This window comes from Chromobacterium alticapitis, assembly GCF_002924365.1.
GTDB classification, from domain to species: domain Bacteria; phylum Pseudomonadota; class Gammaproteobacteria; order Burkholderiales; family Chromobacteriaceae; genus Chromobacterium; species Chromobacterium alticapitis.
This window is the reverse complement of the sequence record NZ_PQWB01000208.1, coordinates 220-20,970: the sequence shown is the minus strand read 5'-3', so window position 1 is coordinate 20,970 and position 20,751 is coordinate 220. Positions and strand designations below refer to the sequence as shown.

Annotated in this window: 15 protein-coding genes; 6 read left to right on the top strand and 9 right to left on the bottom strand. The window is 62.9% G+C overall.

Annotation, left to right across the window (positions count from 1 at the left end; all coding sequences use genetic code 11):
• Window positions 1-345 precede the first annotated feature (345 nt).
• Both argJ and recQ read right to left on the bottom strand, forming a co-directional pair.
• Window positions 346-1,563 (bottom strand): bifunctional glutamate N-acetyltransferase/amino-acid acetyltransferase ArgJ, encoded by a 1,218-nt coding sequence (gene argJ, locus C2I19_RS21490; protein WP_103904598.1) that lies wholly within the window; start codon window positions 1,561-1,563, stop codon window positions 346-348.
• A gap of 77 nt (window positions 1,564-1,640) precedes the next feature.
• Window positions 1,641-3,437 (bottom strand): DNA helicase RecQ, encoded by a 1,797-nt coding sequence (recQ, locus tag C2I19_RS21485; protein ID WP_103904597.1) that lies wholly within the window; start codon window positions 3,435-3,437, stop codon window positions 1,641-1,643.
• 272 nt (window positions 3,438-3,709) lie between these two features.
• On the opposite strand from recQ, the gene C2I19_RS21480 reads away from it, so the two are divergent.
• Genes C2I19_RS21480 through C2I19_RS21465 form a run of 4 tightly spaced genes read left to right on the top strand, consistent with a single transcriptional unit; the run spans window position 3,710 to window position 8,479 of the window.
• On the top strand, window positions 3,710-4,195 hold the full coding sequence (locus C2I19_RS21480; protein WP_103904596.1) for a surface-adhesin E family protein: 486 nt from the start codon (window positions 3,710-3,712) through the stop codon (window positions 4,193-4,195).
• Between the two features lie 34 nt (window positions 4,196-4,229).
• A complete protein-coding gene (locus C2I19_RS21475; protein ID WP_103904595.1) occupies window positions 4,230-5,006 on the top strand; it encodes a ParA family protein in 777 nt (258 codons plus the stop codon).
• A gap of 10 nt (window positions 5,007-5,016) precedes the next feature.
• Window positions 5,017-7,614, top strand: coding sequence for an ATP-binding protein (locus C2I19_RS21470; protein ID WP_103904594.1), 2,598 nt, complete (start codon window positions 5,017-5,019; stop codon window positions 7,612-7,614).
• Window positions 7,589-8,479, top strand: coding sequence for a response regulator (locus C2I19_RS21465; RefSeq protein ID WP_103904593.1), 891 nt, complete (start codon window positions 7,589-7,591; stop codon window positions 8,477-8,479). Before C2I19_RS21470 ends, C2I19_RS21465 begins: the two co-directional genes overlap by 26 nt.
• Here C2I19_RS21465 and C2I19_RS21460 read toward each other — a convergent pair.
• A complete protein-coding gene (locus tag C2I19_RS21460; RefSeq protein ID WP_103904592.1) occupies window positions 8,466-10,736 on the bottom strand; it encodes a DNA internalization-related competence protein ComEC/Rec2 in 2,271 nt (756 codons plus the stop codon). The two genes, C2I19_RS21465 and C2I19_RS21460, sit on opposite strands and share 14 nt — an antisense overlap.
• Window positions 10,737-10,957: 221 nt before the next feature.
• Between C2I19_RS21460 and C2I19_RS21455 the strand changes: the two genes are divergently transcribed.
• Together C2I19_RS21455 and C2I19_RS21450 are read left to right on the top strand one after the other, a co-directional pair.
• On the top strand, window positions 10,958-11,545 hold the full coding sequence (locus C2I19_RS21455; protein ID WP_103904591.1) for a phage tail protein: 588 nt from the start codon (window positions 10,958-10,960) through the stop codon (window positions 11,543-11,545).
• A gap of 75 nt (window positions 11,546-11,620) precedes the next feature.
• Window positions 11,621-11,959, top strand: a complete 339-nt coding sequence (locus C2I19_RS21450) for a hypothetical protein (RefSeq protein WP_103904590.1) — start codon at window positions 11,621-11,623, stop codon at window positions 11,957-11,959.
• 420 nt (window positions 11,960-12,379) lie between these two features.
• Here the strand turns inward: C2I19_RS21450 and C2I19_RS21445 are convergent, their stop codons facing one another.
• The 6 genes from C2I19_RS21445 to C2I19_RS21420 form a co-directional block, all read right to left on the bottom strand.
• The gene (locus tag C2I19_RS21445; RefSeq protein WP_103904589.1) at window positions 12,380-12,907 is read right to left on the bottom strand and encodes a GNAT family N-acetyltransferase; all 528 of its coding nucleotides are present in this window, start codon (window positions 12,905-12,907) and stop codon (window positions 12,380-12,382) included.
• 71 nt (window positions 12,908-12,978) lie between these two features.
• The gene (locus C2I19_RS21440; RefSeq protein WP_233201324.1) at window positions 12,979-15,087 is read right to left on the bottom strand and encodes a site-2 protease family protein; all 2,109 of its coding nucleotides are present in this window, start codon (window positions 15,085-15,087) and stop codon (window positions 12,979-12,981) included.
• A 2-nt stretch (window positions 15,088-15,089) separates the two neighbouring features.
• Window positions 15,090-16,379: an efflux RND transporter periplasmic adaptor subunit gene (locus tag C2I19_RS21435; protein WP_233201323.1), complete on the bottom strand. Its 1,290-nt coding sequence runs from the start codon at window positions 16,377-16,379 to the stop codon at window positions 15,090-15,092.
• Between the two features lie 36 nt (window positions 16,380-16,415).
• Window positions 16,416-17,162, bottom strand: coding sequence for an efflux RND transporter periplasmic adaptor subunit (locus C2I19_RS21430; protein WP_103904587.1), 747 nt, complete (start codon window positions 17,160-17,162; stop codon window positions 16,416-16,418).
• The gene (locus C2I19_RS21425) at window positions 17,159-18,673 is read right to left on the bottom strand and encodes a TolC family protein (protein ID WP_103904586.1); all 1,515 of its coding nucleotides are present in this window, start codon (window positions 18,671-18,673) and stop codon (window positions 17,159-17,161) included. Before C2I19_RS21425 ends, C2I19_RS21430 begins: the two co-directional genes overlap by 4 nt.
• Window positions 18,674-18,743: 70 nt before the next feature.
• The coding region (locus tag C2I19_RS21420) for an Ig-like domain-containing protein (RefSeq protein WP_199181326.1) at window positions 18,744-20,751 on the bottom strand (2,008 nt) is incomplete at its 5' end.

Sequence of the window (20,751 nt, the reverse complement as noted above, 5' to 3'; positions counted from 1 at the left end):
GTTATTCGTTCTGTTAAAGAGCAGTGCCTTCGCTGCTTTCGTCGCATCGGAAACCGTTTCGTTTCCGCTGCTTCGTTCGCTGCGTCAGCTGAGGAGACGAACTATACCTGCGCCCCCACCCTCGGTCAACAGGTTTTTTGAGGAAAATACGATAATTTTAAGAAATCAATCATAACAACATGATTTTAAAATAATTATGTATATTAAATTTTTAATCTCCCCCCGTAAATTCTCATAAAAAGGCTGCCGCACCCTTGAGCTTGCTACTGATAGAAATGAAAAAGCTCCCGTGAACAGGAGCTTTTTTCTCAGTTTGCAGGATTCGCAACTTATCTATAGGCGCGATCAGCTGCGGTAGTCGGCGTTGATGCGCACATACTCATAAGAGAAATCACAGGTCCAGACCTTGGCGCTGGCGGCGCCTCGTCCCAACTCCACCCGCACCGTGATTTCGCTCTGATTCATCACCGCCTGGCCCTGCTCTTCCTTATATGCAGGATTGCGGCCGCCGTCGCAGGCCACCAACACATCGTCCAGATATAAGGAGAGACGGTCGACATCCAGGTCGGCGACGCCTGCGTAGCCGATGGCCGCCAACAGACGCCCCAGGTTCGGATCGGAAGCGAAGAAGGCTGTCTTCACCAATGGGGAACGCGCGATGGCGTAGGCGACATCTTTGCACTCGGCCACTGAGCGGCCGCCGTTCACTTCCACCGTGATGAACTTGGTGGCGCCTTCGCCGTCGCGAACGATGGCTTGCGCCAGCTCAATCGCCACTTCCAACAATGCTTGCTTCAATTGCTGGTAGGCCGGCTGTACGGCGGAATCGATCAGCGCCGCTTCGCTCTTACCGGTGGAGATCAGGATAAAGCTGTCGTTGGTGGAGGTATCGCCATCCACCGTGATGCTATTGAAAGATTGGTCCGCCACTTCCTTGACCAACTGATTCAACAGCGGCCGGGTGATGGAGGCGTCGGTGGCGACGAAGCCCAGCATGGTGGCCATATTGGGATGGATCATGCCCGACCCCTTGGCGATGCCGGTGATGGTCACCGCTTTGCCGTCGATTGCCACCGAGCGGCTGGCCGCCTTGGCAAGGGTATCGGTGGTCATGATGGCCTGAGCGGCCTCGGCCCAGTCCGCCTGATGCAGCGCTGGCAACGCAGCGATGATCTTGTCGGCCGGCAGCGGCTCCAGAATCACGCCGGTAGAGAACGGCAACACCTGCTCCAACTGCAACTGGTTCTGATCAGCCACCGCCTGGCAAACCGACACCGCGCGGTTATGGCCATCCACCCCGGTGCCGGCATTGGCATTGCCCGTATTCACGACCAAAGCGCGGATCTGCACGCCGGCCGCCAAGTGCGCTTGGCACAAGCGCACCGGCGCGGCGCAGAAACGGTTGCGGGTAAACACGCCGGCCACGGTGTTGCCCTTGTCCAGCCGCACCACCAGCACATCCTTGCGGCCCGGGGTCTTGATGCCTGCCGAGCCGACCAGCAGCTCGACGCCGGCGATGGCCGGCAACAGATTGGCTTGGGGCGGGTTCAGATTCACAGCCATTCAATTCTCCAGCATTTACATATATGCGACATATTGTATAAGAACTTCGCCAAACCCGGCTGAACAAATCGCCTGCGCTACTCCTGGGCCTCGCGCAGGCAGTTCAGCAGCGCCTCGCCATAGCGCGCCAGCTTCAATTCGCCCAGGCCGTAGATGCGTTGCAGGCCCGCAGGACTGTCCGGCCGCTTTTCCACCAGATCGCGCAGCGTGCGGTCGGAAAACACCGCGTAGGCCGGCACATTGTGCTCGTCCGCCACCTGGCGGCGCCAGCGCCGCAGCGCCTGCCACAGCCGCTCTTCGCGCTCGGTGCGCAGCCAGCGGTCCGCCCCGCCGCTGTTCCTGGACTTTTTCTCATCGGCCAGTGGCCGCAGATAGATGCTCTGCTCGCCCTTGAGCAAGGAACGGCAGGCGTCGGTCAACACCAGCGACTGGCCGCGGGCGATGTCCACCTGCACCAGCTGGCGCGCCACCAGCTGGCGAACGATGGAGCGCCAGCCGCGCTGGTTCATGTCCTTGCCTATGCCGTAGGTGCTGAGCTGGTCGTGTCCATGATGGCTGATGCTGGCGCTCTGCCGACCCAGCAGCACGTCGATGACGTGGCCGGTGGGAAAACGCTGCCCTACTCTATAGATACAGGACAACAACTTGCGCACCGGTTCGGTGGCGTCGTAGGTGATGGGCGGATGCAGACAGTTGTCGCAATGACCGCAGGGTCGGCTCTGCTCGCCGAAGTGCGCCAGGATATGCTGGCGGCGGCAGCCGGCGGTTTCGCAGAAGGCCAGCATCGCGTCCAGCTTGCTCAATTCCACCTGTTTTTGCAGCTCGGCCATCTCACCGCCTTCTATCATCTGCCGCAGCTGCACCACGTCGTTGAGACCGTAGCACAGCCAACTGGCCGACGGCAGGCCGTCGCGGCCGGCGCGGCCGGATTCCTGATAGAAGTTTTCCGGGCTTTTGGGCATATCGATGTGGGCGACAAAGCGCACGTCCGGCTTGTCTATGCCCATGCCGAAGGCGACAGTGGCCACCATCACGACGCCGTCCTCGCGCAGGAACAACCGCTGATTGGCCTCGCGTTCGGCGTGGCTCATGCCGGCATGGTAGGCCAGCGCTTCTACGCCGTTGTCGCGCAGCCACTGCGCGGTGTCCTCCACACGCTTGCGCGACAGGCAATAGACGATGCCGGAGGCCCCCTGGTGCTCCTGGCGAATGAAGTCCAGCAGCTGTTTCTTGGCGTTGTGCTTCTCCACTACTTGATAGAACAGATTGGGCCGGTCGAAGCTGGACAAGAACACCCGCGCCTCGGCCAGTTTCAGATAATGAATGATGTCGAGCCGCGTCTGCTCGTCGGCGGTGGCGGTCAGCGCGATTCGCGGCACCTGCGGAAACTGCTCGGCCAGCATGCCCAGTTGCTGGTATTCGGGACGGAAATCATGGCCCCAATGGCTGACGCAATGCGCCTCGTCGATGGCGAACAGCGCGATCTTCAGCTGCGACAAGAAATCGAGGAAGCGCGGCGTCAGCAGCCGCTCCGGCGCTACATACAGCAAATCCAGCGTGCCGGCGCGGGCCTGGCGGGCGATGTCGCGCGCCTCGTCCTGGCCAGTGGCGGAGTTGAGGCAGGCCGCGGCCACGCCCAGCTCTTGCAGCGTCGCCACCTGGTCCTGCATCAGCGCAATCAGGGGCGACACCACAATGGCGACGCCGTCGCGCAGCAGCGCCGGAATTTGATAGCACAGACTCTTTCCGCCGCCAGTGGGCATCAGCACCAAGGCGTGGCCGCCATGCGCCACCTGCTCGACGATCTCCTGCTGCTGGCCCCGGAACTCCGGGTAGCCGAAAATATGGGTAAGAATGGAGAGCGCGTCGTGCATGCCGGCGGTAAAGTCTTGCGGGAAAAGCGGTATTGTACGGCAAGCCGGCGGCTCGAGGGGCGCGGGGCAAAAAAAGTGGCCGCCCGGGGAAGGCGGCCATAAGTTGGATGGAGACAATGTGAAACGAAGAGGAAAAATGCTCTCGCACTGTGAAAGACTCCCCCCGCGGCGATAAAGTTCCAAGTTTTTGAAAATTTCTGCCGAGCCGCGCCGATGACTCCCCGGCAGCACGCCGCTATGCGACACTGGCGGGATATTCTGGAGATTCGAACATGCGCATTCAAACCGCCTCCCTGCTCGCCCTGTTGCTGCTGGCCGGCTGCGCCACAGCGCCGCAGCAGGCGGCCGCCCCGGCCAAGCCCGCGGCTCAGCCGTCCGCTCCCGCCGCGCCTGCCGCCAGCGCCGACTGGCAGAACCTGGGCGTATCGCCCAATGGCAATATCCTGAACGAGCTGGACCTGCTGTCAGTCAAGCGCGAGGGCGCGCTGGCCACCTTCCGCGGCCGCAAAACCATCTTCAATCTGAAAAAAGAGAATTTCCTGACTACCCCGCGGCACAAGGTCTCGCTGAACACTTGGCAAATCGATTGCGCCCAGCACACCTTCCGCCTGCTGGACATGGCCTTGTTCGATGAAAACGGCCGCCAGATCGCCAGCTTCACCTATAATGACAGCCAGATAAAAGCCATGCCGGTTGTGCAAAACTCCGCCAGTTACCAACAAATGCTGCTGGTCTGCAAAGGGCAACCCGGCTTCTGAGCCTGTCGCCGCCCCACTTTCCACAGGAGTTTTCATGACCATCCGACGCGTGGTATTCAATCAGAAAGGCGGCGTGGGCAAATCCACCATCGCCGTCAATCTGGCCGCGGTGGCGGCCCGCAATGGGCAGCGCGTGCTGCTGATCGATCTCGACCCGCAAGGCAACGCCAGCCAATATCTGCAAGGAGACGCCGCGGCGAGCGGCGGACCCAGCGTGGCCGACCTGTTTCAACAGATGCTCAACATCACGCTGTTCGCCAAAGAACCGCATGAATTCGTCCGCGGCACCGCCATCGACGGCCTGTCGCTGCTGGCCTCCCACCCGGAGTTGGCGGAGTTGATGGGCAAGCTCGAGTCTCGCTACAAGATGTTCAAGCTCAAGGAAGCGCTGGACCAGCTGGCGCCGCACTACGACGAAATCTGGATAGATACGCCGCCGGCGCTGAATTTCTACACCCGTTCGGCGCTGATCGCCGCCGAGCGCTGCCTGATCCCGTTCGACTGCGACGCCTTCTCGCGCCACGCGCTATACAGCCTGAAAGCCAGCGCCGATGAAATCCGCGCCGACCACAACCCGGCCCTGTTCATAGAGGGCATCGTGGTGAACCAGTTCCAGCCGCGCGCCAGCCTGCCAGTCAAGCTGGTGGACGAACTGAAGGCGGAAGGCTTGCCAGTGCTGGATTCGCCCTTGTCGGCGTCGGTCAAGATACGCGAGTCGCACCAAGCCGCGCGGCCCATGGTCTATCTGGACCCGCGCCACAAGCTGTCGCGCGAATTCGAGGCGCTATACCAAGAACTGAGCGGGCGCTGACGGAGTCGCCATGTCGCGGTTGAGCCGCCTTACCTCGATTCTGCTCGGCGTCGCGCTTGGCGCGGCGTTGCTGCTGACCGAATACTGGCTATTGCTTGAGCACGACCGCAACGAACGCCAGCAGCAGCAGCAGCACTGGGGCGCGCTGGCCACCGGTCTGGTGGTGCTGCAACTGGGCGATGCACTGGAGCACTCGCGCATCATGGCCCAGCAGTTGATCAACGGCGACACGCCCCATGCATTCCAGGACTTGGCGCGCCGCGTCGTGCACGACGACAGCGTCTTCGCCGGCATCGGCACCGTGATGCTGGTGGAGCAAAGCCAGCGCGAGTCATTTGAAAACCGCATCGCCGCCAGCATCCGCTATCTGAACAAGCAGCATCTGCTCCCCAGCCCGCCGCAAGTGCAGTACTACCCTGTGGCCAGCTATCTGCCCGATGACGCCAACGCGTTGCCGCAGGGCTTGGATCTTAGCCATCAGGGCGACATCAAGTGGATACTGGACCTGGCTCGCCGCAGCGATCAACCCATGCTGCTGCCCAGCCAGCCGGAAGGCCCCGGCAGCTCGCGGCTGGACATCGTCACCCGCTTGGGCGACGACCATACTCTGCTCTTGCTCAATCTGCGGCCAGACCGGCTGACCCAGCCCATGGGCGACGCGCTGATGGCCGACAATCCCCTGCGCCACGTGCGGCTGCTGGTCTGGAGCAAGAATCAGCCTGACATCCCCTTGCTGGATTCGCTGCCGGGCAAACCGGTGCCCACCGACACCCCCATAGTGACGCGGCGCAGCACGATAGGCGGCAACGAGCTGCTGCTGGGCGCCTACGCGCTGGAGCCGATACGCCCCCTGCTCACGCCCACCGCCTGGTCCGTGCTGGCTACGAGCGCGGGCATCCTGCTGCTGCTGCTGCTGTTGCAGCAGCGCCAGCAAAGACAGAACCAACGGCTAAACGGCCAGTTGCAGCATCAGCAACAGCAACTGGAGCAAAGCAGCCGCACCCTGCACGAACAGATCAATGACCGCATGCTGTCCGAGCAGGCGCTGGCGCAGAGCGAGGCCCGCCAGCGCGCGATACTGCAGGCCAGCTCCGACGCCATCATCCTGATCGATCGCGCCGGCCACATCCTGCAGGCCAATCCAGCGGCGGCAAGGCTGGTGGAGCAGAGCGCGGCCTCGCTGGAAAACCTGCCGGTCGGCGTCTTGTTCCCCGAGCTGTACAGCCGCGCGCCCAATCAGTCGTTCGAGCAAACCGCGCAATTGCATGAGGGACGGCCGTTCGAGGCCAGCCTGCTGCGCAGCGACGGGCAATTGCTGCCGGTAGAGCTGTCGCTGAGCCGAGTGGTGATGCCTGACGACTGGTTCTACGTCACCGTCTGTCGCGACATCACCGTGCGCAAGAAGCAAGAAGAAGCGCTGATCCGACTCAAAAACAGCCTGGCCGAACAAGTAGAAGTGCAAAGCCAGCAATTGGCGGCGCTGCTGGACGCCAGCCCGCTGGCGATGGCCTATATCGTCGATCGCCACCTGCGCCAGGTCAATCACGCTTTCCTCGAGCTGTTCCAGCAGCAGGACCGCAACGTGATAGGCCAGCCCACCCTGCCCTATTTCGAAAATCCGGAACAATGGGAACGCACCGGCAAAGTGCTGTACAGCCTGCTCAACGACGGCAAGGTGGTGCAGGCCGAAATGAAGCTGCGCACTGGCAAGGGGCTGCTGTTCTGGTGCCGGCTGCACGGCAAGGCGGTCAACCCCTCCGTGCCCAAGCTCGGCACCATCTGGGTGTATCAGGACGTGTCGGCCCAGCGCTCGGTGGAGGACACGCTGCGCAAGGCCAAAATCCTGGCCGAGGAAACCAGCCGCGCCAAGACCGAGTTCCTGGCCAATATGTCGCACGAGCTACGCACGCCGCTGCACGCCATCCTCGGCTTTACCGAAATGGGCCAGCTGCGCGCGCGCGGCCTCGACGACAGCAAGCTGGAACAATATTTCGGCCGCATCAACGCCAGCGGCAACCGCCTGCTGACGCTGCTGAACGATTTGCTCGACATGGCCAAAATGGAAGTCGGCCGCATGGACTACTCGATCAGCCGCAACAGCCTGACCCAATGCCTGCGCGAAGCTTGCGAGGAAATCACGCCGCTGGCCAGCCGCAGTCAAATCCGCATCCTGCTGGAATGCGAACCGGAGTTGCTGGTCGCCGACATCGACCCTTTCCGCATCGGCCAGGTGATCCGCAACCTGCTGTCCAATGCCGTCAAATTCAGCCCCGCCGGCGCGGAAATCCTGGTGCATGGCAAATTGACCGAGCAAGATGGTCAGGAATGGGCCATTGTCACTGTAGAGGATGCGGGGCCGGGCATTCCCGAGGCGGAGCTGGAAACGATATTCGACAAGTTCATCCAGAGCAGCACCACCAAGACCGGCGCCGGCGGCACCGGCCTGGGACTGGCGATCAGCCGCGAAATCGTCCATGCCCATCACGGCCACATCAGCGCGCGCAATCGGCCGGAAGGCGGCGCCATGTTCACATTCAGCATCCCGCGGCAGTTTCAGCGAAACTTAGAGGAGGGAACCCCGGATGCCTCACAAACTCTTGCTCGTTGACGATGAGCCCTTCAATCTGGAGCTGATGGCCGAGTTGCTGGAAGACGCCGGCTATGAAACCCAACTGGCCGAGAATGGCGAAGTCGCCTGGGACATCCTGCAGCGCGAGGGCGAGCAATTCTCCACCATCCTGCTGGACAAGATGATGCCGGGCATGAGCGGCTTCGACGTGCTCAAAAAGATCAAGTCCGAACCCCGGCTGGAATTCCTGCCCGTCATCATGCAAACGGCGATGGGCGCCGCCTCCAGCGTGCAGGAGGGCCTGGCGGCCGGCGCCTTCTACTATCTGACCAAGCCGTTCTCGCGCGACATGCTGCTGGCCATCGTCGGCGCGGCGGTCGGCCACTGGGACCGCTACGCCCACTTCCGCGAGCTGGCCAATCTGCATGTAGACGCGCTGCGCCACCTGCAGAGCGCCCGCTTCCATTGCCGCACTCACCGCGAGGCGCAGGCCATCACCGCCCTGCTGGCCAAAACCAGCAAACAGACGGAGCGGGTGGCCACCGGCCTGTTCGAATTGCTGGTCAACGCCATAGAGCACGGCAACCTGGCCATCAGCTATGAGGAAAAAAGCCAGCTGATTGCCGATGGCACCTGGGAGACCGAGCTGGAAACGCGCCTGCAGGCGCCGGAATACCGAGAACGCACGGTGTCCGTGGAGTTCAGCCATGAAGGCAACCAGTTGCAGTTCGCCATTGAAGACATGGGCGAGGGCTTCGACTGGGAATACTATCAAAACGCCGAGCCCGCCTCGCTGATGACCCGCCACGGCCGCGGCATCCTGATCGCCCGCAAGCTGTCTTTCGACAGCCTGCGCTACGAGGGCGCGGGCAATCGCGTGGTCGCCATCGTCAGTCAGCCATGACCTCGCCCCCGCAGTCGCCGCGCGCGCGCCAATAGCGGGGGCTCTCCCGCCGCAGGCACCGCCAGGCCGGCTCATCCGCCAGCTCCAGCGTCAGCGCGCCGTCCTGGTCGGTTCGCAACGCCAGCGCGCCATGCTCCCGCAAACGCCGCAGCACCTCGGGGTGCGGATGGCGATAGCGGTTCAGATAGCCCGCGCTGATCAGCGCCAGCCTGGGCCGCGCCGCATTCAGCCAGGCCTCGCCGCTGGAGGTCCGGCTGCCGTGGTGGCCCGCAATCAGCACCGTGCTGCGCAGGCGGTCGCCATATTGCGCCGCCAAGGCATCCTCGATCGACAGCGGCGCGTCGCCGCTGACCAGCAGCGCATGCCGCGCCCCAGACACGCGCAGCACGCAGCTGCGTGCATTGTCCTCATCGCCCGCTGCGGCAGGCGGTGGCCCCAGCACCTCGAAGCGCACGCCGTCCCAGCTCCAGCCATCCCCCTGGCGACAAGGCTGAGCCCGCCAAGGCGCCAGCGATTGCGGCTGCCCGGCCAGCAACCGGCGCACTGGCAGCGCCCGCAGCACCCCGTTCGCCGCGCCGTCATGGTCCGCATCGTGGTGCGACAACAACAAGACGTCGAGCGAGTCGACGCCCAATCCACGCAACTGCGGCAATACCACCCTTTCCGCGTCGCCGGCGCCAGTATCGAACAACAACGCATGGTTCGCGGTCTGCACCAGCAATGACAGCCCCTGTCCGACATCGAACACCGTGGCGCGCACGGCTCCCGGCGCCGGTCCCGGCGGACGGTACAACAACAAGGGCAACAGCAAGACGGCGGCCAGCCCCTTGCCCGGCACCCCGCGCGGCGCGATCAACCAGACGCTGCCCGCCGCCGCCAGCGCCAGCAAAGGCCACGGCGAACCGGCCACATGCCACGCCGGCCCCTGCGCCAGCCACTCCACGCCCAGATAAAATCCGCGAACCGCGATGCCCGCCAAGGGCAGCAGACCATCCCACGGCGACAACACCGCCAGCAAGGACAACGGCGTCAACAACATCGAAACGTAAGGAATAGCCAAGGCGTTGGCCAGCGGCGAAACCAGCGGAAAACCGCCGAACCATGCCGCCAACGGCACCAGGCTGGCCACGCCGGCAGCCCACTGCCCGGACAGCGCGGCCCGCCAGGCCGACTCCGGCCGCCGCCGCGCCCAGGTCCCCAGCATCAACGCGGCCACCAGACCGAACGACAGCCAAAGGCCCGGCGCCAGCACCGAGAACGGATCCAACGCCAAAACCAGCGCCAATGCCAACCACCAAGCCTGAAATGGCGATAACTGCCGGCGCGATATCAAACAACCACTAGCCACCAGCAACATGAACAGCGTGCGCTGGGTCGGCACCGAAAACCCGGCCAACAAGGCATAAACCGCGGCGGCCAGCCAGGCGGCCACGGCCGTCGCCACCCGCGGAGAACGCGTCAGCGGCCAACGTCGCAACGCGCGCGCGCAAGCCCAGGCAACCATACCGGCCATCATGGTGATATGCAGCCCGGAAATGGAAACAATATGGGTCAACCCAGTCGCGGCGAACAAGCGCCAATCCGCCGCCGCCACCCGCTGCTGGGCGCCGACGGTCAGCGCCGAGACCAAGGCGGATTCGCGCCCCACCCCAAGTATTCGCTCCACTCGGGCGACTTGAGTGGCCCGCCAACCATCCACCCATGCAGTCAGGTCCATGCTGTCCGCCAGGCGCTCGCGCGCTTTGCCGGCTGAGCCGCTGGCCAGCAGGCCTTCGGACCACAACCATTGCTCGGCGTCGAAACCAAACGCATTGGCGCTGCCCCGCCGAGGCTTGAAATTCGCCGCCAAGCGCCAGCGGCTGCCGGGCGGCCACTCCTGCTTGCGATAGTCGAACAGCTGCACGCGGGGCGGCAACGCAGCGCCAGGCGTCAACGTGCGTTCCACCTCCAGCGTCAAGCGTGTGCCATACTCGCCGGGGACAGGCAATCCGCGAACGCTGGCGACAAATGCTATCGGCCGCTTGGCCCATGCGGGCGACAGCTCCTGCTCCAGCCGCGCCTGAGCCCGCCAGGCCGCGTACCCCAGCCCCAGCGACACCGCCAGCAAGCCGACCAGCCAAGGCCGCCAACGAGACCCTGCCCGCCGCGCCAGCACAGCCGCGCCAACGATCCACGCCCCAAGCCAGCTTGCGCTCGGCAGCTCCGGCAGAAAAGCGCAGATCGCGATGCCTAACACCCAGCCCCCCCATGCAGGCATGAACGACTCCTTGTCCTTCTCGCCGGATAAACCGCTCGCCTTACGTCAGCCTTGCCTGGCAAGCCGCTTTGCCGACTCAGACAGCTAAGTGGAACTACTTATCATATATTATGACATTGTCGATTGAATTCGTATTTGCATGAGCTAAACCTATGTCAGTGACGTGGTGTTTCACACCTGCCGGCATCCTGCCGACAGGACCATCTGACGAAGGAGCAAACGTGGACGCTTATATCGGCAGCATTATCCCTTTTGCATTTGACTACCCTCCGGTGGACTGGGCGCAATGCCAGGGCCAAACGCTGCAAGTCAGCCAAAACCAGGCCTTATACGCCGTCATCGGCAATCATTACGGCGGCAACGGCAGCAGCACCTTCCAGTTGCCCAATCTATGCGGCCGGATGCCGATCAGCGCGGGCCCCGCCCAACCCACCTACAACCTGCCCTCCTACGCGGTAGGAAACTTCGGCGGCCAGCAAACCGTCGCGTTGCTGACCGCCAATATGCCGCTACATAACCATGGCACCTCAGCTGTCAATGTCAGCTTTCAGGCCAGCACCATTCCCAATCCAACCACTCCGGCCAGCGCGCCCAGCGCCAGCAACCCCTACCTGGGCGCGTCCGGCGGTGGCACCGGCCTCGCCACCATCTGGAGCCAGCAGCTGGAAAGTCCGGTCACCGTCAAGGGCCTGGGGCTGAGCGGCAATACCGACGTGGCTGGCGGCAACACCCCTGTCAGCGTGCTTAACCCCTATCTGGCGTTGAATTTCTGTATCGCCGTGCAAGGCCTCTTCCCCACCAGGCAGTAAGCCCTTAAGCCCTCCCGCATGGCGCGGCAGCCGGCGCTGCCGCGCTCGGACAAGAACACTCCACAGGAGAAACCCATGCTGGACCAACTCCAGAGCGAAGACTTCCTCCCGCTGATCGGGCAATCCTGCCGCTTCCAGTCGCAGCAGCAACCGGAAGTGGAGCTGCGCATTCAATCGGTCCGTCAGAAACCGCTATCGCAAGTGCCGGGTTGGGAGACCACTCAGCGAACGCCATTCGTGGTGGAATTGGTCGCCGGCGATACCGCCTCCCTACTGGTGGATGCCGTGGGCAGGCTGCAGCTGCCCGCCACTGCAGACCTACCGGAGCGCGTGCTGGACAATGTGTGGATAAGCCGAACCGGCGCTATGGGACGCGACCGCAGCTACTGCTATTTTCAGCTGCCTTTCAATTAAGCGCGCAGGCGGGGCTTTTCCCCTCGCCCGCCCCGCCCAGCCGCTTGGCTCGCCAGGACTCAATCCCGTTCTTGCTTCGAACCGTGCTGCGGAAAGGCCGATGCCGGCAGACAGCCGAGGTCAGGACGAATTCGAGGCCCCCTGCAACGCGGTAATCAAGAAGCCCCAGACGCGGAAACACAGACAGAGTCATCGAGTCGATGCGAAAAGCGCCCGGCCCTTCAGGTTTTGCCTGGTCCGGATTCCGCGTTGCCCAGCCCCTGCATAGAATGACTATGCATCAGACTGGATGCCTTGCTTCCGGCCTCAATCGGCGCAAACGTGATCCACCCATCAAGCGTCAACAGCCCCTGACAACTACCCTCCCAACAAGAAAACAGGAGCCTATGCTCCTGTTTTCCCATTGCTGCAACCCTGCTGTCACCCCGCGCCAACCATGATGCGGCTGGCCTCGGGATACCAGATCAGCTTGTCTGCCATCGACCCCGCCTCCTCCTGCACAAAGCCCAGGGACTGATACAGCTTGCGCGCCTCGCCATTGCTGTGCCACACCACGGCGGCAAGAGGACAGCGTACTTGCTGAGCCGCTTGCTGCAAGGCTTGCAGCACTACCTTGCCATAGCCCTGGCCCCTTGCCTCAGGCAACATAGCCAGGAAGATGACGCGAACTTCGTTGTGCCCGAAATCGACCATCACCACGCCCACCGTGCTGCCAGACTTCTCCACCATAAAGTGCATCGCGTTTGGATACTGCTTGCCTGCCCCTATTTGCAGCACCTGATATTGCTGGCGCTGCACCGCCTCGATCAGATCGGCTTCGCCGTCTATCCACAGCAAGTCCGGCCGCGCGCTGCGGTAGATGCGAACGATGCATGGCTCGTCGCAGGAACGCGCGGGGCGCAGGGACAAGCCTTGCGCCATGGCAGAGAAATTGAGTTCGGCAGACATCAGACCTCCCGGGGCAAACATACAATTGAGATAGAAACATCCACGTCAGGACTACGCCCGGCGCATCGCCATCAAAATCCCGCTTCGCGCTCCAGCGTCGCAGCCAGGCGTCTCCAGCCTCGCTGCAACAGGCTGTAATGCTCGCCGCTCAAACGCGCCACGCCCGCCATTTCACGCAGCGGCGCATCTGGCTGATCACAATCCACCAACCTGACCCGGAACAGCGCATGCAGTGGCACCAGGCCATAATCGCGCGCCTCGGTTGGAATGGAGCCGCCATAAGTCGAAGCCAGCAAAGGCTCATCCAGCGTCGCCAGGTTCAGTCTATCTATCGCGCCCAAGCGGCAAGATATGCTCCAGCCTTCGCCGCTGTTCGCCACAAACGTGGCCTTGCCGCCCTGCCGCAAACGCACCAGGCCTTCCTCGTCGACGAAGGCGTCGCCCCGCATGCCACGCGGCCCCACCACCTGCAGCAAACGCTCGCCAGCCGCGACCACGGTCCCCACGCGCAATGCGTCGCTGGCATCAGCCAGCCGACCATCGAATGGCGCGATAAGCTGCAAACGCTTTTCCTGCCGCTCCAGCGCAACCACCTGCTGTTGCGCCGCCTGCCATTGCTTCTGCAAGGTGAGGCCTTGCTGCTGCAGCCCGCTATTGAAAGGCTGTTGCGCCACCTGCGAAGCCAGTCCGCGCTCGATAGCGCGGGCCTGGGCCAATTGTTGCGCCAATGCCGGCGAATATAGCCGCGCCAATAACTGACCGCGCCTCACTTGCTGGCCATCCTTCGCCAACACTTGGGCCACCTCGGCGGCCTCTGGAGCATACAGTCCCTGCGATTGCGCAGCGCCCATCACCGCGGGACTGGCGACATCGCTCTGCCACGGCAGGATCAGGAACAACAAGGACAAGGCCAGTATCGCCGCGCTGCGCCGGGTTTCGCTTCCCCAGCGCAAATCCGCGCGCCGCAACCACCACACCCGCAACTCCTCCGCGATGGGCCGAACGATGAACCAGCCTAGCTCTACCATCAGCAGCAAAATACCTAAAGCCTTGAAGAAAAAGTGATACACCAGGAAAGCGATGGATAGGAACAACACCAGGCGATATAGCCAGGTAGCCCAGGCGAAGGCAATCAATCCGCGCTGCCTCGCGGCCGGAAAGTATTCCGGCACCGGATCGTCCAGCCCCAGCAAGCAGCCTCGCAACTGCCAGCGCGCCAAGGCAAACGCCCGCGTATGAAGATTGGGCACGCCCAACCAGTCCGCGAGCAGAAAATAGCCGTCGAAGCGCATGAATGGACTGGAGTTCACCGCCAGCGTCGCCAGCCAGGTCGTGGTGGCCAATAGGAAAACCCCGGCGCGCAAAGGCCCGTCAGGCAGGAAATTCCAGGCCAATGTGGCGCAAGCCGCCAATGTCAACTCAGCCAGCATGCCTGCCGAACCGATCAGCAATCGCTGCCGCCTGGACGACAGTTTCCAGGCATCGTTGGTATCGGTGTACAACACCGGCACCATGACGAGAAAAGCCACGCCCATGGCCGGCACCCGGCAACCGAAATAGCGCGCGGTCAAGGCGTGGCCCATCTCGTGCAGTATCTTGGCCAAACTCAGCGACGCGGCGATGCCCAGCGCGGCCATCCACCCGCCATAGCCGGAAAAAGTATGCGTGAACTCGTCCCAGCGACGCGACACCATGCCCAGCCCCAGCAAGGCCGTACCCGCCATCAGCCACCAGAACAATGGGCGGAACAGCCAGGCGAGGAAAGGCAGCGCGCGATTCAACCAAGCCTCTGGCTTGAGCAGCGGTATGCGGAAAAACAAGTAGTTCTTCAGCAACCATTTCGCATAGCTTGGCCTTCCGGCCTGGCGCAAACGCCATAGCCAATCGCTTTCCGCCTGGCTGATGGCCTGCAGCAACTGATGCCGTTGCAGGAACAACAGCAATTGCCGCAGATCCTCCACGGTCAGATGCAGCGTAGTTTCGGCATTGACTGCTTCCAGCAGAGCCGGGCCATTGCCCAGGGACCAACGCGAAAGCATTTCAAAACTGGCCCAACCAAGCTGGTAGAAACGATTGGCTGCGGGATCATGCAACATCCAGCAGGGGGAGCCATCCGCCTGCGCCGGACCAGCATGCAGCGTCAGCTCCTGCCGCAACGGCGGCAATCCTTGCGTCTCCATGTTTACCACCCCAGCCACTGCCTGGCCGCGGTCAGCGGGCGGCGCAAAGCGTAATAGCACAGCGGCACCCAGTCGCCGTAAACCCGCGCCGTCCCCATTTGCCCCAATTGAGGCAGCCGCTGATCGCTGTCGAAACGCGCCTGCAGACGGTAGGCAAGCACATTGCCCTCTCCAGCCTCCGCTTTGTAGGCCACCCTCAGCAAGACCGCGTCATAGGAATGGAACGGCGAGCCGTTCGGGTACAAAGTGACCTGACTGCCCGGCTGCAAGGCGATGGCCTCGCCCCCTGGCAGCCAGGCGGTCAACTCCACCTTGGCCGGGTCCGCCAGCGTCATCACCTTTTCGCCCTGCGCGACGGCCTTGCCCTGCCAGTCGTTACGATCGGAAAACACTATGACGCCATCTGCCGGCGCAACCACGTGCATGCGTGTCAGTTCACGTCCGGTGAAGTCCGCCGCGATGTCTTTTTCCTCCACTTTGGCCTTATCCTGGGCTAGCGCCAGCTTGCCCTTGTCGTCGGTCAGCGCCAACTGGGCGCTGGCGCGGAAGCTTTCTTCGGCGGCACGGGCCTCCTCCTTCGCCAGCGCGTACTGACCGGTCAACACGGTGGAGTCCAGATCGAACAGCGCGGCGCCGCGTATGACAGGCTGGTTAGGCAACACTGATACCTTGTCTATCACCCCCGCCACCGGCGCGCGCAGCAAGACCGGATCGCTGGGCACGACCTCTGCCCGCGCCAACACGCTCAGCCGCACGGGAAAACAGGCCAGCAACAAGACACCCAGCAGCAGGCGCTTGCGGCGGGGGCCGGCTTTCAGCCAGTCTCCGGCGGCCGCGCGCCAGTTCCTGCGCGGCGCGAACTGGCGTAAGGCATGGGCATAGCCATGCGCCAGTTCCTCCGCCAATCGCGCCTCATATTCGCTCCAGGGCAGATCGCGCGCCAACAGCAAAGCGCCATGCTCGCCCAAGCGCAGGTACAGCCCATGCTCAGGCAGCCATTGCGTCCACTCATCCGCCAATGCCTCAGGCAAATCGGCTGCGGAGCAACTGCGGCAAGCCGCCGCCTCTCCGCTCCGAAAGTGCCGGAACACCGCTGACAACCACTGCAGATACGGCGCGGTCGGGTCCGGCTCGGCCAGCCCGGACAGCGCCGCGACATGGCTGTGCATGTCCTCTTGCCAGAACGCCGCTTGGCGATACGGCAGCAACTGCATCGTTTCATTGACCATGACGAAGCCCAGCTTCGCCGCGCTGTCCGCCTCCCTTGCGCGATGCAGCAGCTGCAACAGCATCGCTAACTCCCTGCTACGATCCGCGTGTCCCATGGCTTATTTGAAACTGGCCCAGCCGCTCATGCCGGGGAGCAGATTGGCCGCCTTGCCGTCTATCACGCCTATGGCCAAGATGGATTGGCTGACCGGATCGATCTGCGCGCCAAGCCGCACGATCTTCGCTGGAAAACTAGCGCCCAGCTCATCCACCGAAACCGTGAAACGACGACCCGGCTGCAAGCCGGACAACCATTTGGACGGAACCAGCATGCGCAACTCCAGCGGGCCGGAGTCGACGATGTCCAGGATAGGGCTGCCGGGATTGACATATTGATGCACAGCGGCGCTGCGTTTGGCCACTCGCCCGTCAAACGGGGCCGCTATGCTGCACTTGGACACAAGCGTCTGAGCATAGCTAGCGTCTGCCGCAGCCTCCTTGGCCTTGCCCTGGGCCTGGGTGAGCTCCAGCTTGCCCACCGAGTTGTATTTGGCCAACTGATTGTTGACCTTCATCAGCTCGCTGGCGGCCTCCAGCGAGGCCTGGGCCTTATGCAGCTGCGCGCGGTAGCTGCTGCAGTCGAACTCCACCAGCAATTGCCCTCGGCGAAACCCTCCCCCCTCCACCACGGGCAGGGCTGCGATCTTGGCTGCGACTTCACCGGACAAAGTCACTGCATGGCTGGACATAAGCTGCACGCGGATGCGGCCATCCGCGGCGTTGACGGCCGAACCGGCCTGCGGCGCCGCGGCGAAAGCTACGCTGGACAAGGAAGCAAGGGAGATCAGGATCCAACCCGCCTTCATTGTTTGCCCCCCGCAACCGTGCCCTGCCATTTGCTTTCCGCGCCCTGAAACGCCTGGCTCAGCGAGGCCAGATCATAGCCCTTGGTCGACGTCGGCAAGGGATCCAGGCCCAGGCTAGCCCCCATCAGGCCATAGGCGTTTTGCATGTCGCCATAGGACTGATACAGCCGAAGGGACGAAAATACGGCATTGGCGTCCGCCAGTATGCCCTGCAAGCGCGCCGAGGCGCCGCTGTCCACCGCGTTGCGCGTCTGTTCATAGATGGCTTGATCCACGCCGTTCAGTTCATGCTCCAATTGGTACTGCCTAACCTTGCCGTTGAAATCCAGATAAGCGACATGCACCTGGGTCAGCACCGCCATGTTCAAGGCCATGCGCTGCGCATCGTCCACCTGCTTCTGCGCATCGGCCGCGCGGGTGATCGATCCGGCACTGAACAAGTTGAGCAAATTCCAGCTGATGCGCAGGCCCGCGTCGCTCCAGGCGTTGTTGATCAGAAATTTATTGCTGTCATAGTGCTGCCCCACGCTGAACTCCAGCCCAGGCAACAGCTTGGCCATGGCCTTGCGCGTTTCCAGCGCGCTGATGCGCTTGCTGTAATTCGCCTCTATCACCTCGGGGCGATTCAACAAGGCCATGTCTTCCATCTTGTCGACCGGGACACCCAAAGAAGGAACCGGCATATCCGTCGACGCCGTCACCTGGAAATCTTGGCCCGGCGCCACATTCATGATGGCGGCCAGCCGGGGCTTGGCCTGAGACAAGGCATTGCGCACAGCCGACATCTGCCTGATCACATCCAGCAGCTGGCGACGATAATTAAGCGCGTCCAGCGGCGCGCGCAGCTTTTGTTGCTCAACCTGCCGCGCATCCTCCAGCGCCGATTCGGCATCCTTCAACAATGCGTCCACCCTGCCCTGCAGGCGCTGCGCGCCCGCGGCCTGCCACCAGGCTTCGCGCACCTGCTGCATCAACTGCTGCGCCACTTTGCGCTTGCGCTGTTCCAGTATCAGCACTCGATCCGCCTGTTGCTGCGCGGAGTAATAGCTGACCCCGAAGTCGAGCACGTTCCAACTCAGGTTCAAATCCGCGGTGCGGTCGCGCCTTTCGGAGGAGATGGAAGGCACCAACGACTGTTCGCCCGTCGCCACGTTTTGCGAAGATGACGCATTGTCCTTGTTGCGCGAGGTGTAGCCGGCCGCCAACGCCAGCTTCGGCAGCATGTCCAGACTGGACAAATCCAGCTGACGCTGCGCCATCGCCTCTTCCATCAGTTTCACCCGGTAATCCAGGTTGTATTTCAGCGCCCTGGCCATCGCATCCTGCAGCGACACCGGTTTGGTCACCGGCTCCTGGCTACCGAACATCGCTTGGCGGTCGGCCGCCAGCGTTGCCTGGCGATCAGCCAAGCTCAGCGGCTGTGGCGCCACCGCGCAACCCGTCAGCGCCGCGGCAATCGCCAGCGGCATGAGTCGAATGGCCCATGGCCTTGCTTGATCTATATATTGCATGCTGCTGCCCCCTTGAGCTTTGAGAATGTCAGGGACCTCCCTGTACTGCCTGCTGCCCAGCATCACGTGCCTACACTTGCGCATCCCCCTCCAACAGAGCCTGGATTCTTTCTAGGAAATGCTTGTGTCCATGGCTCTCGAACTGCTTGTTCAACGCTAACTTGCCCGTTGCCGCCATGCCCGTCGCCCCCCCATTCGTTCGCGACTGCCCAAAATTAAGCTGGATATGGCTGTTGCCATGGTGGCCGCTCTTGTCCTGCACGCGGATATCCACCGAAATCGGCTTGTTCCAGCCCGCCGGCGCCTGCCCGGTGAACTTGCCCGTTGTCGGATCGAACTTCAGCCAAGCTGGCAACGGCTGGCCATTGCTCTGGGTCGCAGTAATGCTGAGATTGGCTGTCGCTTCGCGAGTGATGATGGTCGCCGGCGGCAAGGTGATCGAGAACGACTGACCGGAAACCAAAGGCCGCACGCCCAGATCGGGATTGACCTGCAACGCGATCGTCGGATTGACAGCCGTATTGCTGATGAAGGTCGGGGACGCGCCGTTGGTATTTCCAAGCGTGCCGAATGTAGGCGTCACGGTATTGCTTCCAAAGCCCGTATTGCTCGTCGTGCCCGTGGTAATCGTGTTGGTGGTCGTCACCGTATTGCCACCGTTCGTGGTAATGACCGGATTGCCGCTTACCGCTGCGAGTACGATATTCGGCGTAATGGGGGGCAATTGGATGGTATTGGTGAAGGTGGGCGTGGTCGTCACCGTGATCGGCGTAACCGTGCTGGTGGTTACCACCGGCGTAAACACCTGATAGGACGGCACGGTTATGGCCCCCGTCAGCAGGTTGCCGGCCGTATCGCTGACGGTCCCGTTCTTGATCGCAACCGAAAGCGCCCCATCCCCTCCCACGCCAGCCAGCTGGATGACATATGTGGTCGCATTGATCTGCGTGATGCCGGACACCGCTCCATGCGAGCTGCCGCCCGCCACTACGATCAAATTATCCGCGGTAAACGATACAACTGGCTTGGTGAACACCACTTGGTAAGATACCGTACTGGCCGAAGTGCTCAGCGTGCTGGTAGCCGTAAAGCTCTGCACTTGCGGCGCTGCCGTATCTACCGAAATGTTGTCTGCCGTCGATTGCCCGCTGATGTTGCCTGCGGCGTCTGTCGCCGTCGCCTTGATGCTGTGGTTGCCGTCCGCCAGGCTGCTGGACAGGTTGTAACTCCATGCGCCGCTGCCATTGGCCGTGGTGGTGCCCACCGCCCTGCCGTCCACATACACCGTCACCGTGCTGCCTGCTTCCGCGGTGCCGGTTACCGTCGGCTGGTTGTTGCTGGTCACGCCGTCAGTGTGGCTGCTGCCGGTATCCGACGCCACGCTCAACGCCAGGCCGGACGGCGCGGACGGCGCCGCGGTGTCGACGACGATATTGTCTGCCGTCGATTGCCCGCTGATATTGCCTGCGGCGTCTGTCGCCGTCGCCTTGATGCTGTGGTTGCCATCGGCCAGGCTGCTGGACAGGTTGTAACTCCATGCGCCGCTGCCATTGGCCGTGGTGGTGCCCACCGCCCTGCCGTCCACATACACCGTCACCGTGCTGCCTGCTTCCGCCGTGCCGGTTACCGTTGGCTGGTTGTTGCTGGTCACGCCGTCGGCGTGGCTGCTGCCGGTATCCGACGCCACACTCAACGCCAGACCGGATGGCGCGGACGGCGCCGCGGTGTCGACGACGAGATTGTCTCCCGTCGATTGCCCGCTGACATTGCCAGCCGCGTCGGTCGCCGTCGCCCGGATGCTGTGGCTGCCATCGGCCAGGCTGCTGGACAGGTTGTAACTCCATGCGCCGCTGCCATTGGCCGTGGCGGTGCCCACCGCCGAGCCGTCCACATACACCGTCACCGTGCTGCCTGCTTCCGCCGTGCCGGTTACCGTTGGCTGGCTGTTGCTGGTCACGCCGTCGGCGTGGCTGCTGCCGGTATCCGACGCCACACTCAACGCCAGGCCGGATGGCGCGGACGGCGCCGCGGTGTCGACGACGATATTGTCTGCCGTCGATTGCCCGCTGACATTGCCA